The sequence below is a fragment of the Segatella copri genome (assembly GCF_026015625.1).
In the GTDB taxonomy this organism is placed as follows: domain Bacteria; phylum Bacteroidota; class Bacteroidia; order Bacteroidales; family Bacteroidaceae; genus Prevotella; species Prevotella copri_H.
In genome coordinates this window covers 245,294-264,008 of record NZ_JAPDVG010000001.1, presented here as the reverse complement: position 1 = coordinate 264,008, position 18,715 = coordinate 245,294, and the positions used below count along the sequence as shown (strand labels likewise).

Genomic DNA, 18,715 nt, shown 5'->3' with positions numbered 1-18,715 from the left:
AAAAAGAGGAAAAAACAAAAAAAATAGGCTAGAAATTTCAATAATTGAATAAAATTGAGTAAATTTGCAGAAGTTTAGCGGCATTCCACAATTTGAAAGCTAACTTTCTATTGAACAGATTGCCCCAAAACCAGAAACGAAAAAGTATAGAATAATAAAAAAGCAAAATAAAAATGGCAAACAACAACGTACAGGCTCAGGAAACAGAGAGCCTAAACATTCGTGAGGCCTTCTTCTTGAAGTACAAGAAGGCAATTATCATTGCAGTAGTAGCTATCATTGTTATCATTGCAGGTGTATTCGGTTATGTATCTCAGATCTCAGGTCCTCGTGAGGACAAGGCTAGCACTATGCTTGCTAAGGGTCAGACCTACTTTGCTAACCAGATGTATGAGCAGGCATTGAAGGGTGATGGCGCTGGCTATGTAGGTTTTACTAAGATTGCTGACGAATACAGCAGCACAGATGCAGGTAACCTGGCAAACCTCTATGCAGGTCTTTGCTATGCAAACCTCGGCAAATGGGCAGAAGCTCAGAAGAGTCTGGAAGCTTTCTCTTCAGAAGACGACCAGATGATCAGTCCTGCTGCTGAAGCTGCCTTAGGTGATGCTTATGCGCATCTCAACCAGCTCGACAAGGCTGTAGATGCTTTCAAGAAGGCTGCTTCTATGGCTGACAGCAAGGCCGAAGATGGTACAAACAACAGTCTTTCTCCTACATTCATGATCAAGGCTGGCGAGATTCTCGAAAGCCAGGGTAAGAAAGACGAAGCTTTGAAGCTTTATCAGGATGCTAAGAAGAAGTATGTTAACGCTATGCTCGTACAGAGTGGCGAAATCGACAAGTACATCGAGCGCGCTTCTAACTAATCTGTACTGATAACTATTCGAAATCAATATGGCAACAGCACTTCATAATTTATCTGAATACGACTTTACTAAAATACCAGACGCCAGTAACATGTGCTTTGGTATCGTTGTAGCAGAATGGAATCCTGAGATAACGGGCGCTTTGCTCGACGGAGCAGTAAAAACACTCGAAAAACATGGAGCACTCACTGAGAACATCCATGTGAAAACTGTTCCAGGCAGCTTTGAGCTTATCTATGGAGCCCATCAAATGGTTTTGAATGGCGGCTATGATGCAGTCATCATTTTAGGTAGTGTGATACGTGGTGAAACTCCTCACTTCGATTACATCTGCGAGGGTGTTACCTACGGTATTGCCCGTCTGAATGCTACTCAGGAAATTCCTGTTATCTATGGTCTCTTGACTACCAACGATCTGCAGCAGGCTAAGGATCGTAGCGGCGGTAAGTTGGGTAACAAGGGTGATGAGTGTGCTATAGATGCTATCAAGATGGCTAAGTTCTAGTCTTCACAACGAGAGTTGATAAACTGAATGTTATATATATAATAAGGTATAAGCATATGAAACTCTACCAGCTATTGCAGTCGTTTGAATTTGAAGAGATTTTTCCGACAGTCAATGTGATGTTTCCAAATGCACAGTTGCATCGCGATATTTTTGAAAAAGCATTCGATATGCTTTGCAATATCCAACCTATCACATCCAAAAAGGTTATCAAGTTTGAACTGATGGAAGATCCTGACTCAAATGATATGTTTGTTGGAGCAAATGATAGCTGTTTCCAGTCCACATGGGATGTATGCCTGGGAAAGGAAGTCAAAAAGGGCAAAGGCGCTGATCTCAATGATGTAGAACTGGCAGCCAACTGCTTACTCAATGTCCTTTTCATCGGACGTCATCCTCAAGGATTTGACAAGGACTACAAAAAGTTATTGAAATAAACTATCTTTAAAGGGTAAAAGGGTAAAAAGGTAAAAAAGCCTACCCCCCTTCGTGCCCCCGTCCCCAGCGATTCCATCGCTGGTCCCCTAAAAAAAAGGTAAAAAGAGCACCCTAGCTTACATTCCGCTAGGCTCTTTTTACCTTTTTACCTTTTCAACATTCTCTTTATGCCCCCGGCTCGCCCAGATATTCGAAGATGGTGGATACCTGGCGGGGAGGGAAATACTGGCTACGCTTCTGGTAGCCTAAACGTTGCAGCTCGTTCCAGAGAGGCACACAACGCTTGATCCATTCCATGATATGACGGCGCGCTGTCGCCCCGTCGGTTGTGTCGGGAAAATAGAGCAGACCGAGTTCGGTCTTGCTGTACATACGTTGGGGATAATTCATAAGCTTTATTTTTTTTACAATCCTTCTACACCATGATCCTTAAAGAAACCTACCATGGCTGTGGTCATATAGCCACCCGTGTTCATCTTCTTGTTCGAACGCCTGCAGTTGGCTATGTAATAATCCTTTCGCAGGAAGAAGTCTTCTAGGTCGCCAATCATATCTAACCTGAGATAGCCGCTCAACTGCTCAGCCTTCTTCTCGCTCACATCATAATTGCATTGCAGCCGGAGTTTCAGTTTGCTCCGCTGCCCTCTCAGTTCGCTGCTCACTTCTGCACCCTCCGCAGTTTCGCCAGAAGTGCGACGGTCGTGCAGGGTAAAGGTGATGTGCTCGGGCAGGTGATGCTTCACTTTTTCACCCTCTTCCAGAAAGAAAGGCTTATAGGTAAGATACTGGTCTATGACGTGGTTCCGGTAAAGGCGCTTGAGGTCTTTGCAGGCGAAAGCCAGACATTTTCTGTCCAGTTCCGACCAGGTCTTGTAGTAATCTTCCTTGCCATGCATCAGTTGCTGGATATGCGCCGTTTTGCTGATGGTGAATCCCTTTACAGCCCAGCAGTTCATGATGAGATATAACTTGATGCTCGATGCACTGCGGCATTGGTTGATGGCATTGAGGTCGATACGGCTGACTCCCTTGTCGTAATTGTAGAAAAACCGCATCACGTTGTTGTCGAAGCGGAATTTTACCAACCAGTTCTTGTGCCGGTCTTGGTATATCTCACTCTTGAACAGGCATGAAAATTTCCGGTAGTAGGTCTGGTCGCCCTGCTTGAACGGCAGCTGGATGGGCTTGGATTCTATACGCTGGATGGCATCGCGCAATTGCGCATAATGGGGAGCTCCATAAGAAAACTCAGACAGTTTCATGGTGACATCCGTGTGGCCTGCAGCTCTCTGTTCTACCGTGAAATTACTAAAGGTCTGGGGAGTTACGTGATAAGGGATAACATAGCCCAAGATGGCTTTCTGGGCATGCTTGATAATCTGTAGAACGATTTTGAGTTCTACCACAGAATAGTTCTGGTAAGACAATCCCTGTACGCCAAGGATGGTTATCAGTTGTTTCTCTTGTTGATTTGTCTGAGGGAAGGACTGCTGTCCGCCCGGAGGCTGTTGATTTCGTTGTTCCATATTCGTTTTTCTGTTTAAATCGTTAGTGGCCTACCGATTGGGGCAAGTCTTGGTTAATGTTTATTGAAAACCGGCATGGAATTGGAGTAAGGAAAACAAATAAGATAAAACGATCTATCCGCATGGGTAGATTTCTGCCGTTCATTCTTACTTACAAACGTTCCTTACTTCGCATCCATGCCGATAAATCATAATCAAATTTATCAGGCATAGAATGCCCTGTAAGGATTACCGTTTGTTCACTCACCTTTCGGGGCAGAAAATCCTACTCAATGAGCTATGTTCTAATCCTTAACCGAAAGCATATCCCGGTGTCCTTCATCGGGAGAAGAATCGCATTCTCCGCGCTTTCATGTTGCAAAAGTAATATTTATTTCAGACTTATGCAAATTTTTGAAGAGAAAAAATGCATTTTAATAGCTGATTTGTTGAAAAAAAAATCTTTTACCTCCCGTATTACGTATAGTGTAAAAGATGTAAATGTATATATATAATATACTTGGTATAGTGTAGGGAAGAAAAAATAGCTCCTAACTATCTGATATTCAATATCTTCTATTTTTAGGATTCGCCCTGGTAGTCATTCGGGCATCTCTGAAGGCATATTATTCGCCCTGATGGTACCTATTATTGGCTCTGGTAGTCATCAAAAAAGGTTAATTCGCCCTGATAGTTATTGAGCACTCAAATGAGGTAAACAAATGATGTTCTTCCGTTTACCAACTGATGTGGCTGAGCTGGGTTAAGGATATGGCTGCACTGGGTTACGCAGACGGCTGGATTCGCTTACTCAGACGGCTGGACTCGCTGATTGAGCCACTTGAGTAATCTGACAAAGCCACTTGAGTAAGCTGATTGAGCCACTTGAGTAAGTTAACTGAGCCACTTGAGTAAGTTAACTGAGCCACTTGAATATTCTGCAGCATACGCTTGCGTGCAAAAGTATACATAATTGAGCCAAATAGAGCACAACTGGTACTTATCGTACCAAAGTGGACAAGTGGGGCACCGCCGATGTTGTATCTTTGTATCAGCATTCGGGAAGAGACCGGTGCACAACATGATTATTCACAATTTTAAAATTTTATGTATTATGGCAATTAATTACAGTTTAGTAAAGCTTGCGTCAAAATTTGGTGACAAAGCAGGAGTTCCTCTTTTCTACGCCCGTGCTCAGATGAAAGACTCCATTTCGCTCAAGAAGTTCGCGAAGTTGATCTCTATGCAGACCACTGTATCCTATGCGGATGTAACAGCCGTTCTGGTCAGTATGCAGGAGAACATGATCATCGAGTTGCAGCGAGGCAACCAGATTGATTTCGGCGAGTTGGGCAAGTTCCGCCTCCAGCTTACCAGTGAGGGTGCTGCAACCGCAGCCGAATTTAAGAGCGACATCAACATCAAGGGTGTGAACATCCAGTTTATCCCGGGCAGCGATCTTGCTAACATCTTCGTAGGTATGGAGTTTGAGCAGGTTGCATCACGTGCCGTACAGAAGGCTGCCCTCAAGGCTGAGAAGGAGGGTGCCAAGACTCTCGACATTGAGGAGGCTAAGAAAAAGCCTGCCAAGGACAATGCTTCTTCAGGCGGCGATACCACGGGTGGCAACACCTCTGGCGAACAGACTGGCGGAACAGGTAGCACTGGCAACGGTGACACAGGAGACGGATTAGAATAATTAACCTTTTAAAACAGAATAGATTATGACAGAAAAGAACAAGCAGAAATGGAATGAGATTATCAAGTTTGCAGTAACCGTACTGACAGCTCTCCTCGGGGCGTTGGGCGTTTCGGCAGGTGGACTTTAGAAGGATGCCTATGAGAGATATCGATATGATAGTTGTGCATTGCAGCGGTAGCCGCTGCGATCACCGTTATACGATGAAGATGCTGCGCTACGACCATGTTCATAACAACGGCTGGACTGACATCGGCTACCATTTCTACATCACGCTGGATGGAGTGGTTCATGCCTGTCGCCCGGTAGAGCGTATGGGCTCTCATGCCCTCGGTTACAATGCGCACAGCATAGGCATCTGTTACGAGGGTGGTCTTTCGCCATCGGGCTGCATCAGCGACACCCGCACTCCTAAGCAGAAGGAGTCGATGAAGCATCTGATTCAGGATCTTCACCACCGTTTCCCGGGCATCCGTACCATCCTGGGGCATCGCGATTTGCCTGGCGTTCAGAAAGCCTGTCCGTGTTTTGATGCCACGAAGCTCCAGTACCTCCTGGATGCTTCCTGATTCTCTTCCATTAAGAGGGTTTTTCAAGAGCAGAATCCCTCTGATTTTATTTAACAAGTTAGGGCGCATCCCAATCCGATGCGCCCTTTTTCTTTGTCGTCATATTTCTTTCATTCAACACTCAACATTTACCTCTCAACATTCACCATTCTCTAACTTTTTCCGAAACTTTTCCTAGAAAACTCTTGCGGGTTTGAAAATAAAGTCGTAACTTTGCGCTAGCATTTTAATATAGATGATTATGAAGCAGGTAGAAGAAAGATACATCAGCTTGTTGACCGACTTCGGTTTCAAGCGAATTTTTGGAACAGCGATGAACAAGGATTTGCTCATTTGCTTTCTCAACAGCTTGTTTAATGGCAAACAGGTTGTGAAGGACGTGTCGTATCTGAACCCGGAGCATGTGGGAGATGTATATACCGACCGCAGAGCCATCTTTGATGTATATTGTGAGGGCGAAAACGGCGAGAAGTTCATCGTAGAAATGCAGAATGCCTACCAGACGTATTTCAAGGATCGTGCCCTTTTCTACTCAACCTTCCCTATCCGTGAACAGGCACCAAAGGGGAATGAATGGGATTTCAAGCTCAATCATGTCTATACCGTAGCCCTGCTCAACTTCAGCATGAACGAGGACGCATTCGACAAGGAGAAAATCCGCCATCATGTGCAGTTGTGCGACACAGCTACCCATAAAGTATTTTACGACAAACTAGAATATATCTATGTAGAGATTTCCAAGTTCAACAAATCCCTGGAAGAATTGGATACACTCTACGAGAAGTGGCTCTATGCACTGAAGAATCTCTATAAGCTTACCCAGCGCCCTAAAGAACTGTGCGATAAAGTCTTCGACCGTCTCTTTGAGGAAGCCGAGATAGCCAAGTTTACTCCGCAGGAAATGAGGGAGTACGAGACCAGCAAGATGGCATATCGCGACATCAAGAATTCCGTAGACACTGCTAAGCGTGAAGGTATAGAAATAGGCATGAAGCAAGGCAGAGAAGAAGGCAGAGCTGAAGGCATGAACCTGCGAAGCCTTGAGATTGCCAGAAAGATGCTGGCAAAGGGTATGGATGAAGCGTCTATCATGGATATGACGGGGCTGACGGCAGAGGAGATAAAGCTGCTGAAAGCGGAGATGTAGATTACGAATATCACCATATAATCAAGGGTCTATACGCCATCTGTTCATCGTGGCATATAGACCCTTGTCGCTTCCCGTGAGGCGCAATGTGTACCAAACCTGTTAATTATAAGTAATAAAAACAAAAAATCTATCGTTTTTGTTACTTATGTGAAACAAAAAGAGTATCTTTGTGAGTAGTTTTACTCGTATGAAACAAAAAATATTAGAAAGACTAGGGTATTCCAATCGTATCGAACGCATGTTTGGACGTGGAATGATGATTGCATTGACGGGCCAGAGGCGTGTCGGCAAGAGTTGTGTGATGCGGCGAATTTATAATCAAATCGCTGAGAATGAAGAAAATCACGTTATCTATATAGATAAGGAGAAAACCTCATTTGATATGATAGCCAACTATCAGGATCTGGAGGCTTATGTAGCAGCCAACATCGTTGAGGGTAAGGAAAACTATCTGTTTATTGATGAGGTGCAGGAGATTTCTGATTTCGAGAAAGCACTCCTCAGTATCCAATCGGATGATACCTGCCAGATTATGATTACCGGCAGCAACGCCAAAATGCTTTCGGGCGAACTGGCAACTCGCCTGAGAGGCAGATATATTGCTTATCGCATTAGAGGACTCTGCTATGAAGAGTTCCTGACGTTCCATGAACTGAAGGATGATGATGCTTCCTTGAACCTGTATCTGCAGTATGGCGGGCTCCCTCAGTTGCGCAGTTTTGGATTGGAAAATACGGATTTGGTAGAAGATTATCTTGACAATGTGTATAATACGATAGTACTTCGTGATATCATAGAGCGAGAAAACATCAGAAACATACCATTGTTGCGAACGCTGCTGAAGTTTGTGAGCGATAATATCGGTAAACAATTCTCAGCAACGAGTATTGTAAAATTTCTGAAAAGCCAGAACACCGAAACGTCTGCCAAGATGATTCTCACGTATTTGGAGTATTTAAGCAATGCTTTTATTATCGATCGAGTTAACAGATACGACATTCATGGCAAGCGACTTTTCGAGTTAGGCGACAAGTTCTATTTCGAAGACCTGGGAATCAGGAATCATATTATAGGTGGCAACAGGCGTTTTGATATCGAAAAGGTGATGGAAAACGCTGTATATATCCATTTGTGCAGGATGGGGTATAAAGTATATGTTGGTCAGATGTATAAGGCTGAGATTGATTTTGTTGCCGAGAAAGCGGATAGTGTGGCGTATGTGCAAGTTACCTATCTGCTGGCTTCTGAGGAAACGGTAGAGCGTGAATTCGGCAATTTGAAATTGATAAAAGACAGTCATCCCAAATACGTGATTTCTATGGATAGGCTTTACAGTCAAACCAATATTGATGGCATTAAGCACATTCATCTGCGAGATTTTCTGAAAATGACTACTTTGGTTTGATGCCAGGTAGATTATGAATATCACCATATAATCAAGGGTCTATACGCCACCTTTTCATCGTGGCATATAGACCCTTCAACACTCAACATTCAACACTCAACATTCAACAATCTCTTACTTTTTCAGCAACTTTTCCCTAAAATCTCTTGCGGGTTTGAAAATAAAGTCGTAACTTTGCGGCATGGATTTTTAATACAGATGATTATGAAGCAGGTAGAAGAAAGATATATCAGCTTGCTGACCGACTTCGGTTTCAAGCGAATTTTTGGAACAGCGATGAACAAGGATTTGCTCATTTGCTTCCTCAACAGCTTGTTTAATGGCAGACAGGTTGTGAAGGACGTGTCGTATCTGAATCCAGAACACGTAGGAGATGTCTATACCGACCGCAGAGCCATCTTTGATGTATATTGTGAGGGCGAAAACGGCGAGAAGTTCATCGTAGAAATGCAGAATGCCTACCAGACGTATTTCAAGGATCGCGCCCTCTTCTACTCCACCTTCCCTATCCGAGAACAGGCGCCCAAGGGGAATGAGTGGGATTTCAAACTCAATCATATCTATACCGTAGCCCTGCTCAACTTCAGCATGAACGAGGATGCATTCGACAAGGAGAAAATCCGCCATCATGTACAGTTGTGCGACACTGCTACCCACAAAGTATTTTACGACAAACTCGAATATATCTATGTAGAGATTTCCAAGTTCAACAAAACCCTGGAAGAACTGGATACGCTCTACGAGAAGTGGCTCTATGCACTGAAGAACCTCTATAAACTTACCCAGCGCCCTAAAGAGCTGTGCGATAAAGTCTTCGACCGTCTCTTTGAGGAAGCCGAAATAGCCAAGTTTACACCGCAGGAAATGAGGGAGTACGAGACAAGCAAGATGGCATATCGCGACATCAAGAATTCCGTAGACACCGCTAAGCGTGAAGGTATAGAAATAGGCATGGCGAAAGGCATGGAAAAAGGCAGAGCTGAAGGCATAGAAGAAGGCATGAACCAGCGAAGCCTTGAGATTGCCAGAAAGATGCTGGCAAAGGGTATGGATGAAGCGTCTATCATGGATATGACGGGGCTGACGGCAGAGGAGATAAAGCTGCTGAAAGCGGAGATGTAGATTACGAATATCACCATATAATCAAGGGTCTATACGCCATCTGTTCATCGTGGCATATAGACCCTTGTCGTTTCCCGTGAGGTGCAATGTGTACCAAACCTGTTAATTATAAGTAATAAAAACAAAAAATCTATCGTTTTTGTTACTTATACGAAACAAAAAGAGCATCTTTGCGAAAAGTTTTACTCGTATGAAACAAAAAATATTAGAAAGACTAGGGTATTCCAACCGTATCGAACGCATGTTAGGACGTGGAATGATGATTGCATTGACGGGCCAGAGGCGTGTCGGCAAGAGTTGTGTGATGCGGCGAATTTATAATCACATCGCTGAGAATGAAGAAAATCACGTTATCTATATAGATAAGGAGAAAACCTCATTTGATATGATAGCCAACTATCAGGATCTGGAGGCTTATGTAGCAGCCAACATCGTTGAGGGTAAGGAAAACTATCTGTTTATCGATGAGGTGCAGGAGATTTCTGATTTCGAGAAAGCACTCCTCAGTATCCAATCGGATGATACCTGCCAGATTATGATTACCGGCAGCAACGCCAAGATGCTTTCGGGCGAACTGGCAACTCGCCTGAGAGGCAGATATATTGCTTATCGCATTAGAGGACTCTGCTATGAAGAGTTCCTGACGTTCCATGAACTGAAGGATGATGATGCTTCCTTGAACCTGTATCTGCAGTATGGCGGGCTCCCTCAGTTGCGCAGTTTAGGATTGGAAAATACGGATTTGGTAGAAGATTATCTTGACAATGTGTATAATACGATAGTACTTCGTGATATCATAGAGCGAGAAAACATCAGAAACATACCATTGTTGCGAACGCTGCTGAAGTTTGTGAGCGATAATATCGGTAAACAATTCTCAGCAACGAGTATTGTAAAATTTCTGAAAAGCCAGAACACCGAAACGTCTGCCAAGATGATTCTCACGTATTTGGAGTATTTAAGCAATGCTTTTATTATCGATCGAGTTAACAGATACGACATTCATGGCAAGCGACTTTTCGAGTTAGGCGACAAGTTCTATTTCGAAGACCTGGGAATCAGGAATCATATTATAGGTGGCAACAGGCGTTTTGATATCGAAAAGGTGATGGAGAACGCTGTATATATCCATTTGTGCAGGATGGGGTATAAAGTATATGTTGGTCAGATGTATAAGGCTGAGATTGATTTTGTTGCCGAGAAAGCGGATAGTGTGGCGTATGTGCAAGTTACCTATCTGCTGGCTTCTGAGGAAACGGTAGAGCGTGAATTCGGCAATTTGAAATTGATAAAAGACAGTCATCCCAAATACGTGATTTCTATGGATAGGCTTTATGGTCAAACCAATATTGATGGCATTAAGCACATTCATCTGCGAGATTTTCTGAAAATGGGGGGTGTAATTTAAACTGTGTCAAGGCTTGTTCTTAACTTTCATTCCCACTCCCTGCTGGGGGCATGCCCCCAGCAGGGAAGCCTTTTCGGCTGCAAAGTTACATAATTTTAAATCTATCTCCAAATTTTATTGCCAATTGTTGAGAAAGTTGTCCCCAATTTGCCAGTGGCATAGTCCATTTCTTACGGATGTTGCGGTAAGCTAAGTACACAAGCTTCTCCAAAGAATTATCCGTAGGAAAGACCCCTTTAGTCTTTGTGACCTTTCTTACCTGTCTGTGATACCCCTCAACCGTATTGGTCGTATAAATGAGTTTACGGATGGCTGGAGTATATTGGAAATACTCTGTCAGACGTTCCCAATTGTCACGCCATGACTTGATGACAATTGGGTACATCTCTCCCCACTTAGACTCTAACAGGTCTAAATTAGCAGCAGCGGAGTCTTTGTTTACTGCACCATATACTGTTCTTAAATCCTTGATAAACTCCTTTTGATGCTTACTGCCAACATACTTGATAGAATTGCGTATCTGATGGACAATACAGAGCTGCACAGAACTCTCAGGAAATACGCTTTGGATGGCATCTGGGAAGCCTTTGAGACCATCAATACAACAAATCAAGAGGTCTCGAACACCACGGTTCTGAAGATCCGTAAGAACTTCTAGCCAGAAGTTAGCTCCTTCACTCTTAGACACATACATACCTAACAGTTCTTTTTGGCCTTCCTTGTTGATACCAAGAATGTTGTAAATGGCTCGTGTGACAGCTCTGCCATTCTCATCCTTTACCTTATAATGGATAGCATCAAGCCAGCAAATGGCATATACAGGATCGAGCATGCGAGACTTCCAGGCGGTGATTTCGGGTAATACACGGTCTGTTATAGAGCTGATAGTATCGGCTGATAGAGTTGTGTTGAACTCACGCTCAAAGTAGCTGCTGATGTCACGTGTGCTGGTGCCCATGGCGTACATCTCAATAATCTGGTCTGCCATGCCATTGGCAAGAATAGTCTCACGCTTCTTTACGGTCTCAGGTTGGAAAGTTCCGTCTCGGTCACGAGGAGTCTCTATAGTGACCTCACCATATTTTGTTTGAACCTTCTTACTCATCTTACCATTACGACGGTTGCCGGAAGAGCGTTCCTCTTCACTTAAATGAGCGTCCATCTCACCTTCGAGAGCTGAGTTGAGAATACGCTCTAACAATGGAGCTAATGCTCCGTCCTTGCCAAATAAGGCTTCACCACTACGCAACTGCTGAGCTGCTTTCTTGTAATCAATTTCTAAGTTGTCCATAATATAAAAACTGTGTTAAACTACTTTTATTGTAGCTTGACACAGTTTAGTTTACACTCTCTGAAAATGACTACTTTGGTTTGATGCCAGGTAGATTACGAATATCACCATATAATTTAGGGTCTATATGCCACCTTTTCATCGTGGCATATAGACCCTTGCCAACCAAGTTAATTGCAGATTTACTATATTATTCGAGATTTGTAAGAAAGAATTCCTCTATAATACATTGTATAGTTGCTTTAACTTTAGAATCGTTAGGAGAATTCTTCTTGTTTTCATTGAGAATGCCGAATTCATACGCTTTTTCATCCTCCCAAATATTATTGTTTTCTACATATTCTATTCGATACTGAACACCATAATCTGTTAAGAACTTATATGATCCATTATCTATCCAGACCTTATAAGGAGAATGAAAATTGAGGCGAGTTAAGTTAAAGGCATGCATAACAGTCTGCAGCCTCCTCTCGTGCTTTAGCAAAGTCTATTTGAGCCTTTGCTTCCATTTCTTTTTTACGTCTAACCATATCTCGTAATACAGCAATTGCTTCTTCACGAGTTTTAATTTTTAAAGCCATACTTATTCATTTTAAAGTTCTACTTCTTGTTGGTTGCAAAGATAAGCTTTTATTTTGAAAGTGCAAAGAAAACGGGAGAAAAGTTTCGGGAAAATTTGGATTCCCGTATTTTAAAAGATAAAAGATAGCCATTCCATGCCACAAATGAAGGGTCTATACGCCACCTGTTCATCGTGGCATATAGACCCTTGTCCTGTCACATAAGAAACGCAATCTCTTACTTTTTCATAAACTTTTCCCAGAAATCTCTTGCAGATATGAAAATAAAACCGTATCTTTGCGGCATGGATTTTTAATACAGATGATTATGAAGCAGGTAGAAGAAAGATATATCAGCTTTGAGACCAGCAAGATGGCATATCGCGACATCAAGAATTTCGTTGACACCGCCAAGCGTGAAGGTATAGCTGAGGGTAAGGAAATTGGTATGAAGGAAGGTATGGAAAAAGGTATGGAGAAAGGTAGAGAAGAAGGCAGAGCTGAAGGCATGAACCTGCGAAGCCTTGAGATTGCCAGAAAGATGCTGGCAAAGGGTATGGATGAAGCGTCTATCATGGATATGACGGGGCTGACAGCAGAGGAGATAAAGCTGCTGAAAGCGGAGATGTAGATTACGAATATCACCATATAATTTAGGGCCTATATGCCACCTGTTCATCGTGGCATATAGACCCTTGTCGTTTCCCGTGAGGTGCGGGGGGATATGTTTGCTGGGCAACTTATACTCCTGCCCAGCTTAGGAGTCGATATGTAAATCTCGTTTTAACTTACTGTAAAGTCACAGACTTGAATTGTCTTCCCAAAAAAATATTTTTCGTATAATCATCAGTAGACTTATAATCCTCCTCGGTAGAGTACCAATTATTTCGATTCTCCATCTGTTTCTGCGATTCAGACAAGACCAAATCAACATTTTCTGTATTCAAACCAAAAAAGGCTTCGCTATCATCCCCCAAATTCACATTTGTAAGAGCTCCCAATGCAATCTTCTTCAATCCTTTACAACCCTTAAAAACTTGACATCCTAGCACTGATACGTTTGGAGCATATATTTCCTCCAACTTATCACAAGATGCAAATGCCCACATGCTAAATTCTGTAGCATCTGGTAAAGTAATTGACTTCAACTTATTACAATGATTAATAAAATTATCTAAGCCTGTTTGGAAGGAAGTAATACCCTTCAGTGTTAAATTGACACTTCCATCAGTGGTTGTTTTTAGAGCATCTCTAATCGCAGCAGATAGCTCGCTACTATTGTTGTAACTATTCAATGTTAATTCTATATCAGTTTTATTTGCAGCCAAAGCATCTGCAATCGTCTTTTTAACAAACGACACATCGTCTAAAGCCTCGCCACCAGGAATCGCTTCACCAGTTTTCCAATCAGATACTGTAATTTTATCTACAACAAGTTCGTCCTTACCAATCTTTAAAAAGTACTCGTAGCTACTACCAGCTTCTGTACCTGTATGTGGAATGCGCCTAACTTCAAATTCTTGCTCACCTGTGCCATCAGGCTTTGCCACCTTTACTGTCATGAAAAGCAAATAATTATACATATCCGACACTGGCATTGTCGGAGTAATAAGCGCATAAAACTTACCATCAGTGTGTTTGTACGCTTTCACACTAACATCTTTTGAATCAGCGGGAACAACTTCACCATTGGAATATCCATTTGTATTAGGATGGATTGTTACTTCTGTCAGTTCCAACCCTTCATCCATCGTGTCTCCCCAAACATTAACATCTCTTAGGCCGACAACGATGCGCACCATTTTGCGCTCCATTTCCAAGTTCACGCCATCATTATCGGAACTACGCTTGCGGCTACCACTAAATGTCATATAATCACCCAAAGCCAAGTCCGCTAAGCTATTGTATGCAGTAGGTAGTGTGAAGTCTGTAAAAGAAGCATCATTAGCATTTGCAGGATAAAAAGCCTTAAAATTCATCTCGTTACTATTCCAAACTAAGTGCAGACCTTTTTCTTTTGGACTCCAACTGGTACCATCATAAGAATAAATAACGGCATCTTGGTTATCTGCAACAACAGAAATGGCATCGCCTTCATTAAACTTTGCTTGCTCAACTTCACTACCCAATGGATTGGAGCGAGAAATAAAGCCACCTGTAGCTTCATTACTTCCCACTTGGGCTGTAATGTGAACAGCATCCGAATCTTTAAGATAGCTATTTGACAAGCCATCATCTTGGCTACACGCAACAACAGATAGAGAAGCTGCAGCCACCAATATGTATTTATTTATAATTTTCATACTTCTAGTCATTAAAAGGTTTCTATATCCGACTTGTTGTCCACTTTTTCATTATTTTCGTTTTTGTGTTTTGTATTCCAAGCCTTAGATGTAACTTCTACAAGATTAGCCTGATCTTTTCCTGCCGTCAGTTGCAATGTGTATTGAGTGCCTTCTTTCAATTTAACAGCAGCATCACTGTACCAACGATAAGTTTTGCCTAAAACATTAAATTCAACACCAAAGTTTCCTGCCTCAACAGTCTGTGGAGCTAAAATCACCTCATAACAAACTTTCGCTTTAGGGGAATCATCCGTAGGCTTGGTGTAACCCGCAAGATATGGTATAATTGGCTCTGCAGAAGCGTCATCACTAACAAACGAATGTCCATCTGACCATTTTACTTTTCTCTTAGTTCCTACAATCTGCATGTCTTTGACAGGATTTTGCTCCTCTTCATATTGACTACCCAAAGTCAACTCTAGTGAGAGTTTTGACATTTGATGTTCCAATTTTAACTCAATAGCCTTAACCTCCATATTTTTATCTTTGTTTAAGGCATACAAATGGTCACTTGCCTTGACACTGGCATCTAAGCTTTGGTCTGCCAGAACCTCTAATTCTATAGATTTAATCTGGTTTCCGCTTTCATCCAGTTCGTATCCAGGAAATGTAGTAGAATAGAGATCGCAAGTTATATTATATCCTGCTCGAAGTAATTGAACCGTTTCAGTCTTGTTTTCAGCATTATAAGCAACCCATTGGCCATTTTCCAGTTTCATGACAACATCATACCAATATTTTTTTTGCTCTTTAAGCCCCTGTCTTATCTTAAGATAGAATTGGTTAGGTACGCTATTAGCATCATATCCTGCACGTGTTTTCATACCTGCTACAGATGCATTAATCTGCAACGGAGTATCTTTCAATGTATCTATAGCAGGAGTCAATTCTCCTTCACTTGAGCAGCTAACGAATCCAAGAGCCATTGCTGCTGCCACTAATATTTTATTTATCTTCATGACTTTATAATTTTAAATATTATACAAATCTTTTAATCTGTTTGCGCTTCACCACCATTGATGTTTTCTCCTTCGCCCCAATCAGCGATGCTTACATTGCCAAGAGTAATCTCGTCACGACCTACAATGAGATTTACTACCGTATATTTGCCACCCTCCAGTTTGATATCAGTAGGATGAGTGTAGACATATTGCTTGCCATTTATATTAACAGCAATCTTGGTAATGCCTGATTGTGGTATCATGATAGACTCATATTTTTCATTTTCCTTGATTACAGGGATACTGATGTCGGTGCGAGCAGCATCTGTAGCTACAGTTACAGTCTTGGTCAAGAGATTGACAGAGGCATCAGATGCGGCATTCTTAACAACAAGGCTCTCTACGGTAGGCTTACCACCAAACTGATTGCGATATTGTATATTGACTATCACCTTCGACATCACATGAGTAAACGCTAATGGCACCGTTTGCTGTTCATCGGCATTATAGGATATGCCATCTTTGTTGACTGCCACCAAAAGGTCGCTATCCTCCTGTTTCGTAACATCAAGCTTATATTCGCTAGCTGTAAAATCGGATATTACTGCTGTAGGATAGACACCGATGAAATAATGCTTGTCACGGTTGTTCTTCCAAAGCATCTGTGGAGTGGATATCCATGAACCGTTAGTCAACTTATTGATGGCGTTATTCACCACTCGCTCGCTTGTCTCAGGGGCTACAGTTGGGGCACCTGTCCAGGCATACACACTGATTTCATCACCCTCCTCAAAGGTTTGAGCGCCATTCGCATCTGTGGCAACACGGGTCATATTGCCGATACTGGTAGAAACGGTGATATACTTGGAGGTCTCGCCTCCGATACCATTCTCGTTGTCTGAACAGCTGCCTAATGTCAAAGCCATTGCCATCAGAGCAAAGAGATAAGTCTTCTTTTTCATTGTCTTTTACTATTTTATATTTATATTCTTGTTTTGATTCTTGCTTAAATGATAGAGCCGCTTAATCTTCTGGATTCAAGATTTCGCCTCGATACACCCAGCCTTCTGTCCAATCATCTATCTTCGTGCTCGTAAGATACATGTAAGGTTTCATCTCCTCAAATTCCAAGTTTATCTTGTACTTGCCGCCAGATTTCATGACGGGTGCTTCGATGTCGTAGTTGCTAACTACTCCCCCAGGAGAAATCAGTTGGATAAACAACTTGGTGGTATGTAAACCGTTGGCTGTCGGCATCAAGCGTAATGTTTCCGTTTTTAAAGTTTCGCCAGGCACTGCGATTCTCAAAGGTATATCACACTCTTCCTTGGTATAGCTTGCCGTCCCGAACGTTCCATCCTCATTCTTTTGCAGGGGCAGGAGTCCGGTTGCCACATTCAGAACCTTGCCTATCATTGCAAAATTGTCAGGAACTCCTTTAATGAAGATGGTCAATTCTGCAAGTATATGGCGCATTTCATTTTTGGTTATGTAGTTGACATTTGATTTGTCTATACCGATGTCCGTGACACCATAATAGGCATGGTCGGGAGAGGCACTTGGATTGGACAATCCAAACATGAGTTGGTTCATGTTGAGGGTTGCCCTTGTAGCCTCACCGATAAAAAACGGTTCTATAAGGTTGGTGGCAGCCAGAATCTGATAATGCCCTACAGGAAGAGCAAAACGTTGGCTTGCCACCTCCTTAGTACTACCATCATGTTTTTCCTCTACAAGCGAACCGTCATCGGCATTGAATATCCAGAGCTTCACGTCATTCACTTCCGTACCTTGATCGGCTTCATCTGCCCAAGTGAACGATACTGACAAGCCACCTTCTTCCTCGTCATTATGAACATCATGGTCGCAACTTGCCAAGAGGCATGGGACACATAACAGCACCCATAACCAAATATTAAATCTTCTTTTTGCTTTCATTCTCTATCTTGTTTTAGGAGTTACGGATGATGATTGGTAAAAGGCAAGTTGATTCCTAATCTTATGCCACTTTCCCACAAGAAGTTGTTCTTATGCTGATATTCTGGCATTCCGTCCATACGTTCGCCAGTAAGACGAGTCAAACCGGAATAGATACCCAATTTCAGACATGAGGTCAGTTGATAACCAACCTGCAAGTCTGCACCATAACCCAAATGCCAGTTGGTAGAACCTTTCATTACCTTAGCATCATCGGCTATAGTACGGATGTCAGCCTTGGTAGTTACTGCATATATATGAGGTGAAACAGCCAAATCCCATCGGCTGTTAGCTGTTTGATGGAACAGTCCAAGGAGATGAACGTTCACTCTTGCCCCATATCTGCCCATCCTGACCTGGCTTTTCAGCTGTGCATATTGCCAGCTGTCCATGCCCAGGACACTTGCCTTGTAGAGCACACCGTCGCTACCCAACCAATAGTTACGTTCTACGCAGCAGTCTTGTGCCGACAAGTTCATTTCTCCATACTTGGCAGATAATTCTGCCGAGAATACGGAGTTGAAACGATAGCCGCCATATAAGCCAGCAGCCCAACCGAGGTGCGTCTTGTCATGTCCGAAGCTTGAGAAAGTAGAGAAACCGAAAGGCATTCCACCCTCTACTCCTATATACCAGCCTTGCTGCCCCGTCTTTCCATCTTCTTTTACTTCTGCTTTCGCAAAAGAAAAAGGAAGAATAAAAGCAAGCAATGCGACCAGCAATCTTTCTTTTCCAGTTAAGTAATTTCTCATATTGATCTTTTTTTTATAGAAAATATACTGTCTTTTTCCAAAGAGCAACATACTTTTTTCTTAGTTAAAACTTTCTTCATATCTATTATGTTTTGATTATAATTTACAATATTTTAAATCCTTCATGATACAGATTGTAAAAAACCTGGTGCAAAGTTAAGGCTTTTTTTGAAAGTGGA

At 42.4% G+C, this 18,715-nt stretch carries 20 protein-coding genes; 11 read left to right on the top strand and 9 right to left on the bottom strand.

Going from position 1 to position 18,715, the window contains the following annotated elements; genetic code table 11:
* Nucleotides 1–173: 173 nt before the first annotated feature.
* The 3 genes from ONT19_RS01280 to ONT19_RS01270 are packed head-to-tail and all read left to right on the top strand — an operon-like array spanning nucleotide 174 to nucleotide 1,811.
* Nucleotides 174–869, top strand: a complete 696-nt coding sequence (locus ONT19_RS01280) for a tetratricopeptide repeat protein (protein ID WP_264952468.1) — start codon at nucleotides 174–176, stop codon at nucleotides 867–869.
* A gap of 28 nt (nucleotides 870–897) precedes the next feature.
* Nucleotides 898–1,374 (top strand): 6,7-dimethyl-8-ribityllumazine synthase, encoded by a 477-nt coding sequence (gene ribH / locus ONT19_RS01275; protein WP_006846254.1) that lies wholly within the window; start codon nucleotides 898–900, stop codon nucleotides 1,372–1,374.
* Between the two features lie 56 nt (nucleotides 1,375–1,430).
* Nucleotides 1,431–1,811, top strand: a complete 381-nt coding sequence (locus ONT19_RS01270) for a hypothetical protein (RefSeq protein ID WP_006846253.1) — start codon at nucleotides 1,431–1,433, stop codon at nucleotides 1,809–1,811.
* A 166-nt stretch (nucleotides 1,812–1,977) separates the two neighbouring features.
* On the opposite strand, the gene ONT19_RS01265 is transcribed toward ONT19_RS01270, so the two are convergent.
* On the bottom strand, nucleotides 1,978–2,202 hold the full coding sequence (locus ONT19_RS01265; RefSeq protein ID WP_118192531.1) for a DUF4248 domain-containing protein: 225 nt from the start codon (nucleotides 2,200–2,202) through the stop codon (nucleotides 1,978–1,980).
* Between the two features lie 14 nt (nucleotides 2,203–2,216).
* Nucleotides 2,217–3,338 (bottom strand): replication initiation protein, encoded by a 1,122-nt coding sequence (locus ONT19_RS01260; protein ID WP_264952469.1) that lies wholly within the window; start codon nucleotides 3,336–3,338, stop codon nucleotides 2,217–2,219.
* Nucleotides 3,339–4,431: 1,093 nt separating this feature from the next.
* Between ONT19_RS01260 and ONT19_RS01255 the strand changes: the two genes are divergently transcribed.
* The 7 genes from ONT19_RS01255 (at nucleotide 4,432) to ONT19_RS01225 (ending at nucleotide 10,670) form a co-directional block, all read left to right on the top strand.
* On the top strand, nucleotides 4,432–5,016 hold the full coding sequence (locus tag ONT19_RS01255) for an HU family DNA-binding protein (RefSeq protein WP_264952470.1): 585 nt from the start codon (nucleotides 4,432–4,434) through the stop codon (nucleotides 5,014–5,016).
* A gap of 25 nt (nucleotides 5,017–5,041) precedes the next feature.
* Nucleotides 5,042–5,146, top strand: coding sequence for a smalltalk protein (locus ONT19_RS01250; protein WP_181977238.1), 105 nt, complete (start codon nucleotides 5,042–5,044; stop codon nucleotides 5,144–5,146).
* 10 nt (nucleotides 5,147–5,156) lie between these two features.
* Complete coding sequence (locus ONT19_RS01245; protein ID WP_218435565.1) at nucleotides 5,157–5,585, top strand: N-acetylmuramoyl-L-alanine amidase; 429 nt, start codon at nucleotides 5,157–5,159, stop codon at nucleotides 5,583–5,585.
* Nucleotides 5,586–5,820: 235 nt separating this feature from the next.
* A complete protein-coding gene (locus ONT19_RS01240; protein WP_264952471.1) occupies nucleotides 5,821–6,732 on the top strand; it encodes an Rpn family recombination-promoting nuclease/putative transposase in 912 nt (303 codons plus the stop codon).
* Between the two features lie 190 nt (nucleotides 6,733–6,922).
* Nucleotides 6,923–8,140: an ATP-binding protein gene (locus ONT19_RS01235; RefSeq protein ID WP_264952472.1), complete on the top strand. Its 1,218-nt coding sequence runs from the start codon at nucleotides 6,923–6,925 to the stop codon at nucleotides 8,138–8,140.
* Nucleotides 8,141–8,338: 198 nt separating this feature from the next.
* Nucleotides 8,339–9,262, top strand: a complete 924-nt coding sequence (locus ONT19_RS01230) for an Rpn family recombination-promoting nuclease/putative transposase (protein WP_264952473.1) — start codon at nucleotides 8,339–8,341, stop codon at nucleotides 9,260–9,262.
* A gap of 190 nt (nucleotides 9,263–9,452) precedes the next feature.
* Entirely contained in the window at nucleotides 9,453–10,670 is a 1,218-nt protein-coding gene (locus ONT19_RS01225; RefSeq protein WP_264952474.1) for an ATP-binding protein, read from the top strand.
* 85 nt (nucleotides 10,671–10,755) lie between these two features.
* Here ONT19_RS01225 and ONT19_RS01220 read toward each other — a convergent pair whose 3' ends face one another.
* Together ONT19_RS01220 and ONT19_RS01215 are read right to left on the bottom strand one after the other, a co-directional pair.
* On the bottom strand, nucleotides 10,756–11,961 hold the full coding sequence (locus ONT19_RS01220) for an IS256 family transposase (RefSeq protein ID WP_118082176.1): 1,206 nt from the start codon (nucleotides 11,959–11,961) through the stop codon (nucleotides 10,756–10,758).
* 437 nt (nucleotides 11,962–12,398) lie between these two features.
* Nucleotides 12,399–12,542: a hypothetical protein gene (locus ONT19_RS01215; RefSeq protein WP_153082491.1), complete on the bottom strand. Its 144-nt coding sequence runs from the start codon at nucleotides 12,540–12,542 to the stop codon at nucleotides 12,399–12,401.
* Between the two features lie 307 nt (nucleotides 12,543–12,849).
* On the opposite strand from ONT19_RS01215, the gene ONT19_RS01210 reads away from it, so the two are divergent.
* Complete coding sequence (locus tag ONT19_RS01210) at nucleotides 12,850–13,152, top strand: hypothetical protein (protein WP_234564896.1); 303 nt, start codon at nucleotides 12,850–12,852, stop codon at nucleotides 13,150–13,152.
* A 157-nt stretch (nucleotides 13,153–13,309) separates the two neighbouring features.
* On the opposite strand, the gene ONT19_RS01205 is transcribed toward ONT19_RS01210, so the two are convergent.
* The 5 genes from ONT19_RS01205 to ONT19_RS01185 form a co-directional block, all read right to left on the bottom strand.
* Nucleotides 13,310–14,824 (bottom strand): fimbrillin family protein, encoded by a 1,515-nt coding sequence (locus ONT19_RS01205; RefSeq protein ID WP_264952475.1) that lies wholly within the window; start codon nucleotides 14,822–14,824, stop codon nucleotides 13,310–13,312.
* An 11-nt stretch (nucleotides 14,825–14,835) separates the two neighbouring features.
* Complete coding sequence (locus tag ONT19_RS01200; RefSeq protein ID WP_264952476.1) at nucleotides 14,836–15,825, bottom strand: fimbrillin family protein; 990 nt, start codon at nucleotides 15,823–15,825, stop codon at nucleotides 14,836–14,838.
* 32 nt (nucleotides 15,826–15,857) lie between these two features.
* Nucleotides 15,858–16,769, bottom strand: coding sequence for a fimbrillin family protein (locus ONT19_RS01195; protein ID WP_264952477.1), 912 nt, complete (start codon nucleotides 16,767–16,769; stop codon nucleotides 15,858–15,860).
* A gap of 61 nt (nucleotides 16,770–16,830) precedes the next feature.
* Nucleotides 16,831–17,745 (bottom strand): FimB/Mfa2 family fimbrial subunit, encoded by a 915-nt coding sequence (locus ONT19_RS01190; RefSeq protein WP_264952478.1) that lies wholly within the window; start codon nucleotides 17,743–17,745, stop codon nucleotides 16,831–16,833.
* A gap of 20 nt (nucleotides 17,746–17,765) precedes the next feature.
* Nucleotides 17,766–18,536 (bottom strand): hypothetical protein, encoded by a 771-nt coding sequence (locus ONT19_RS01185; protein WP_264952479.1) that lies wholly within the window; start codon nucleotides 18,534–18,536, stop codon nucleotides 17,766–17,768.
* Between the last annotated feature and the right edge of the window lie 179 nt (nucleotides 18,537–18,715).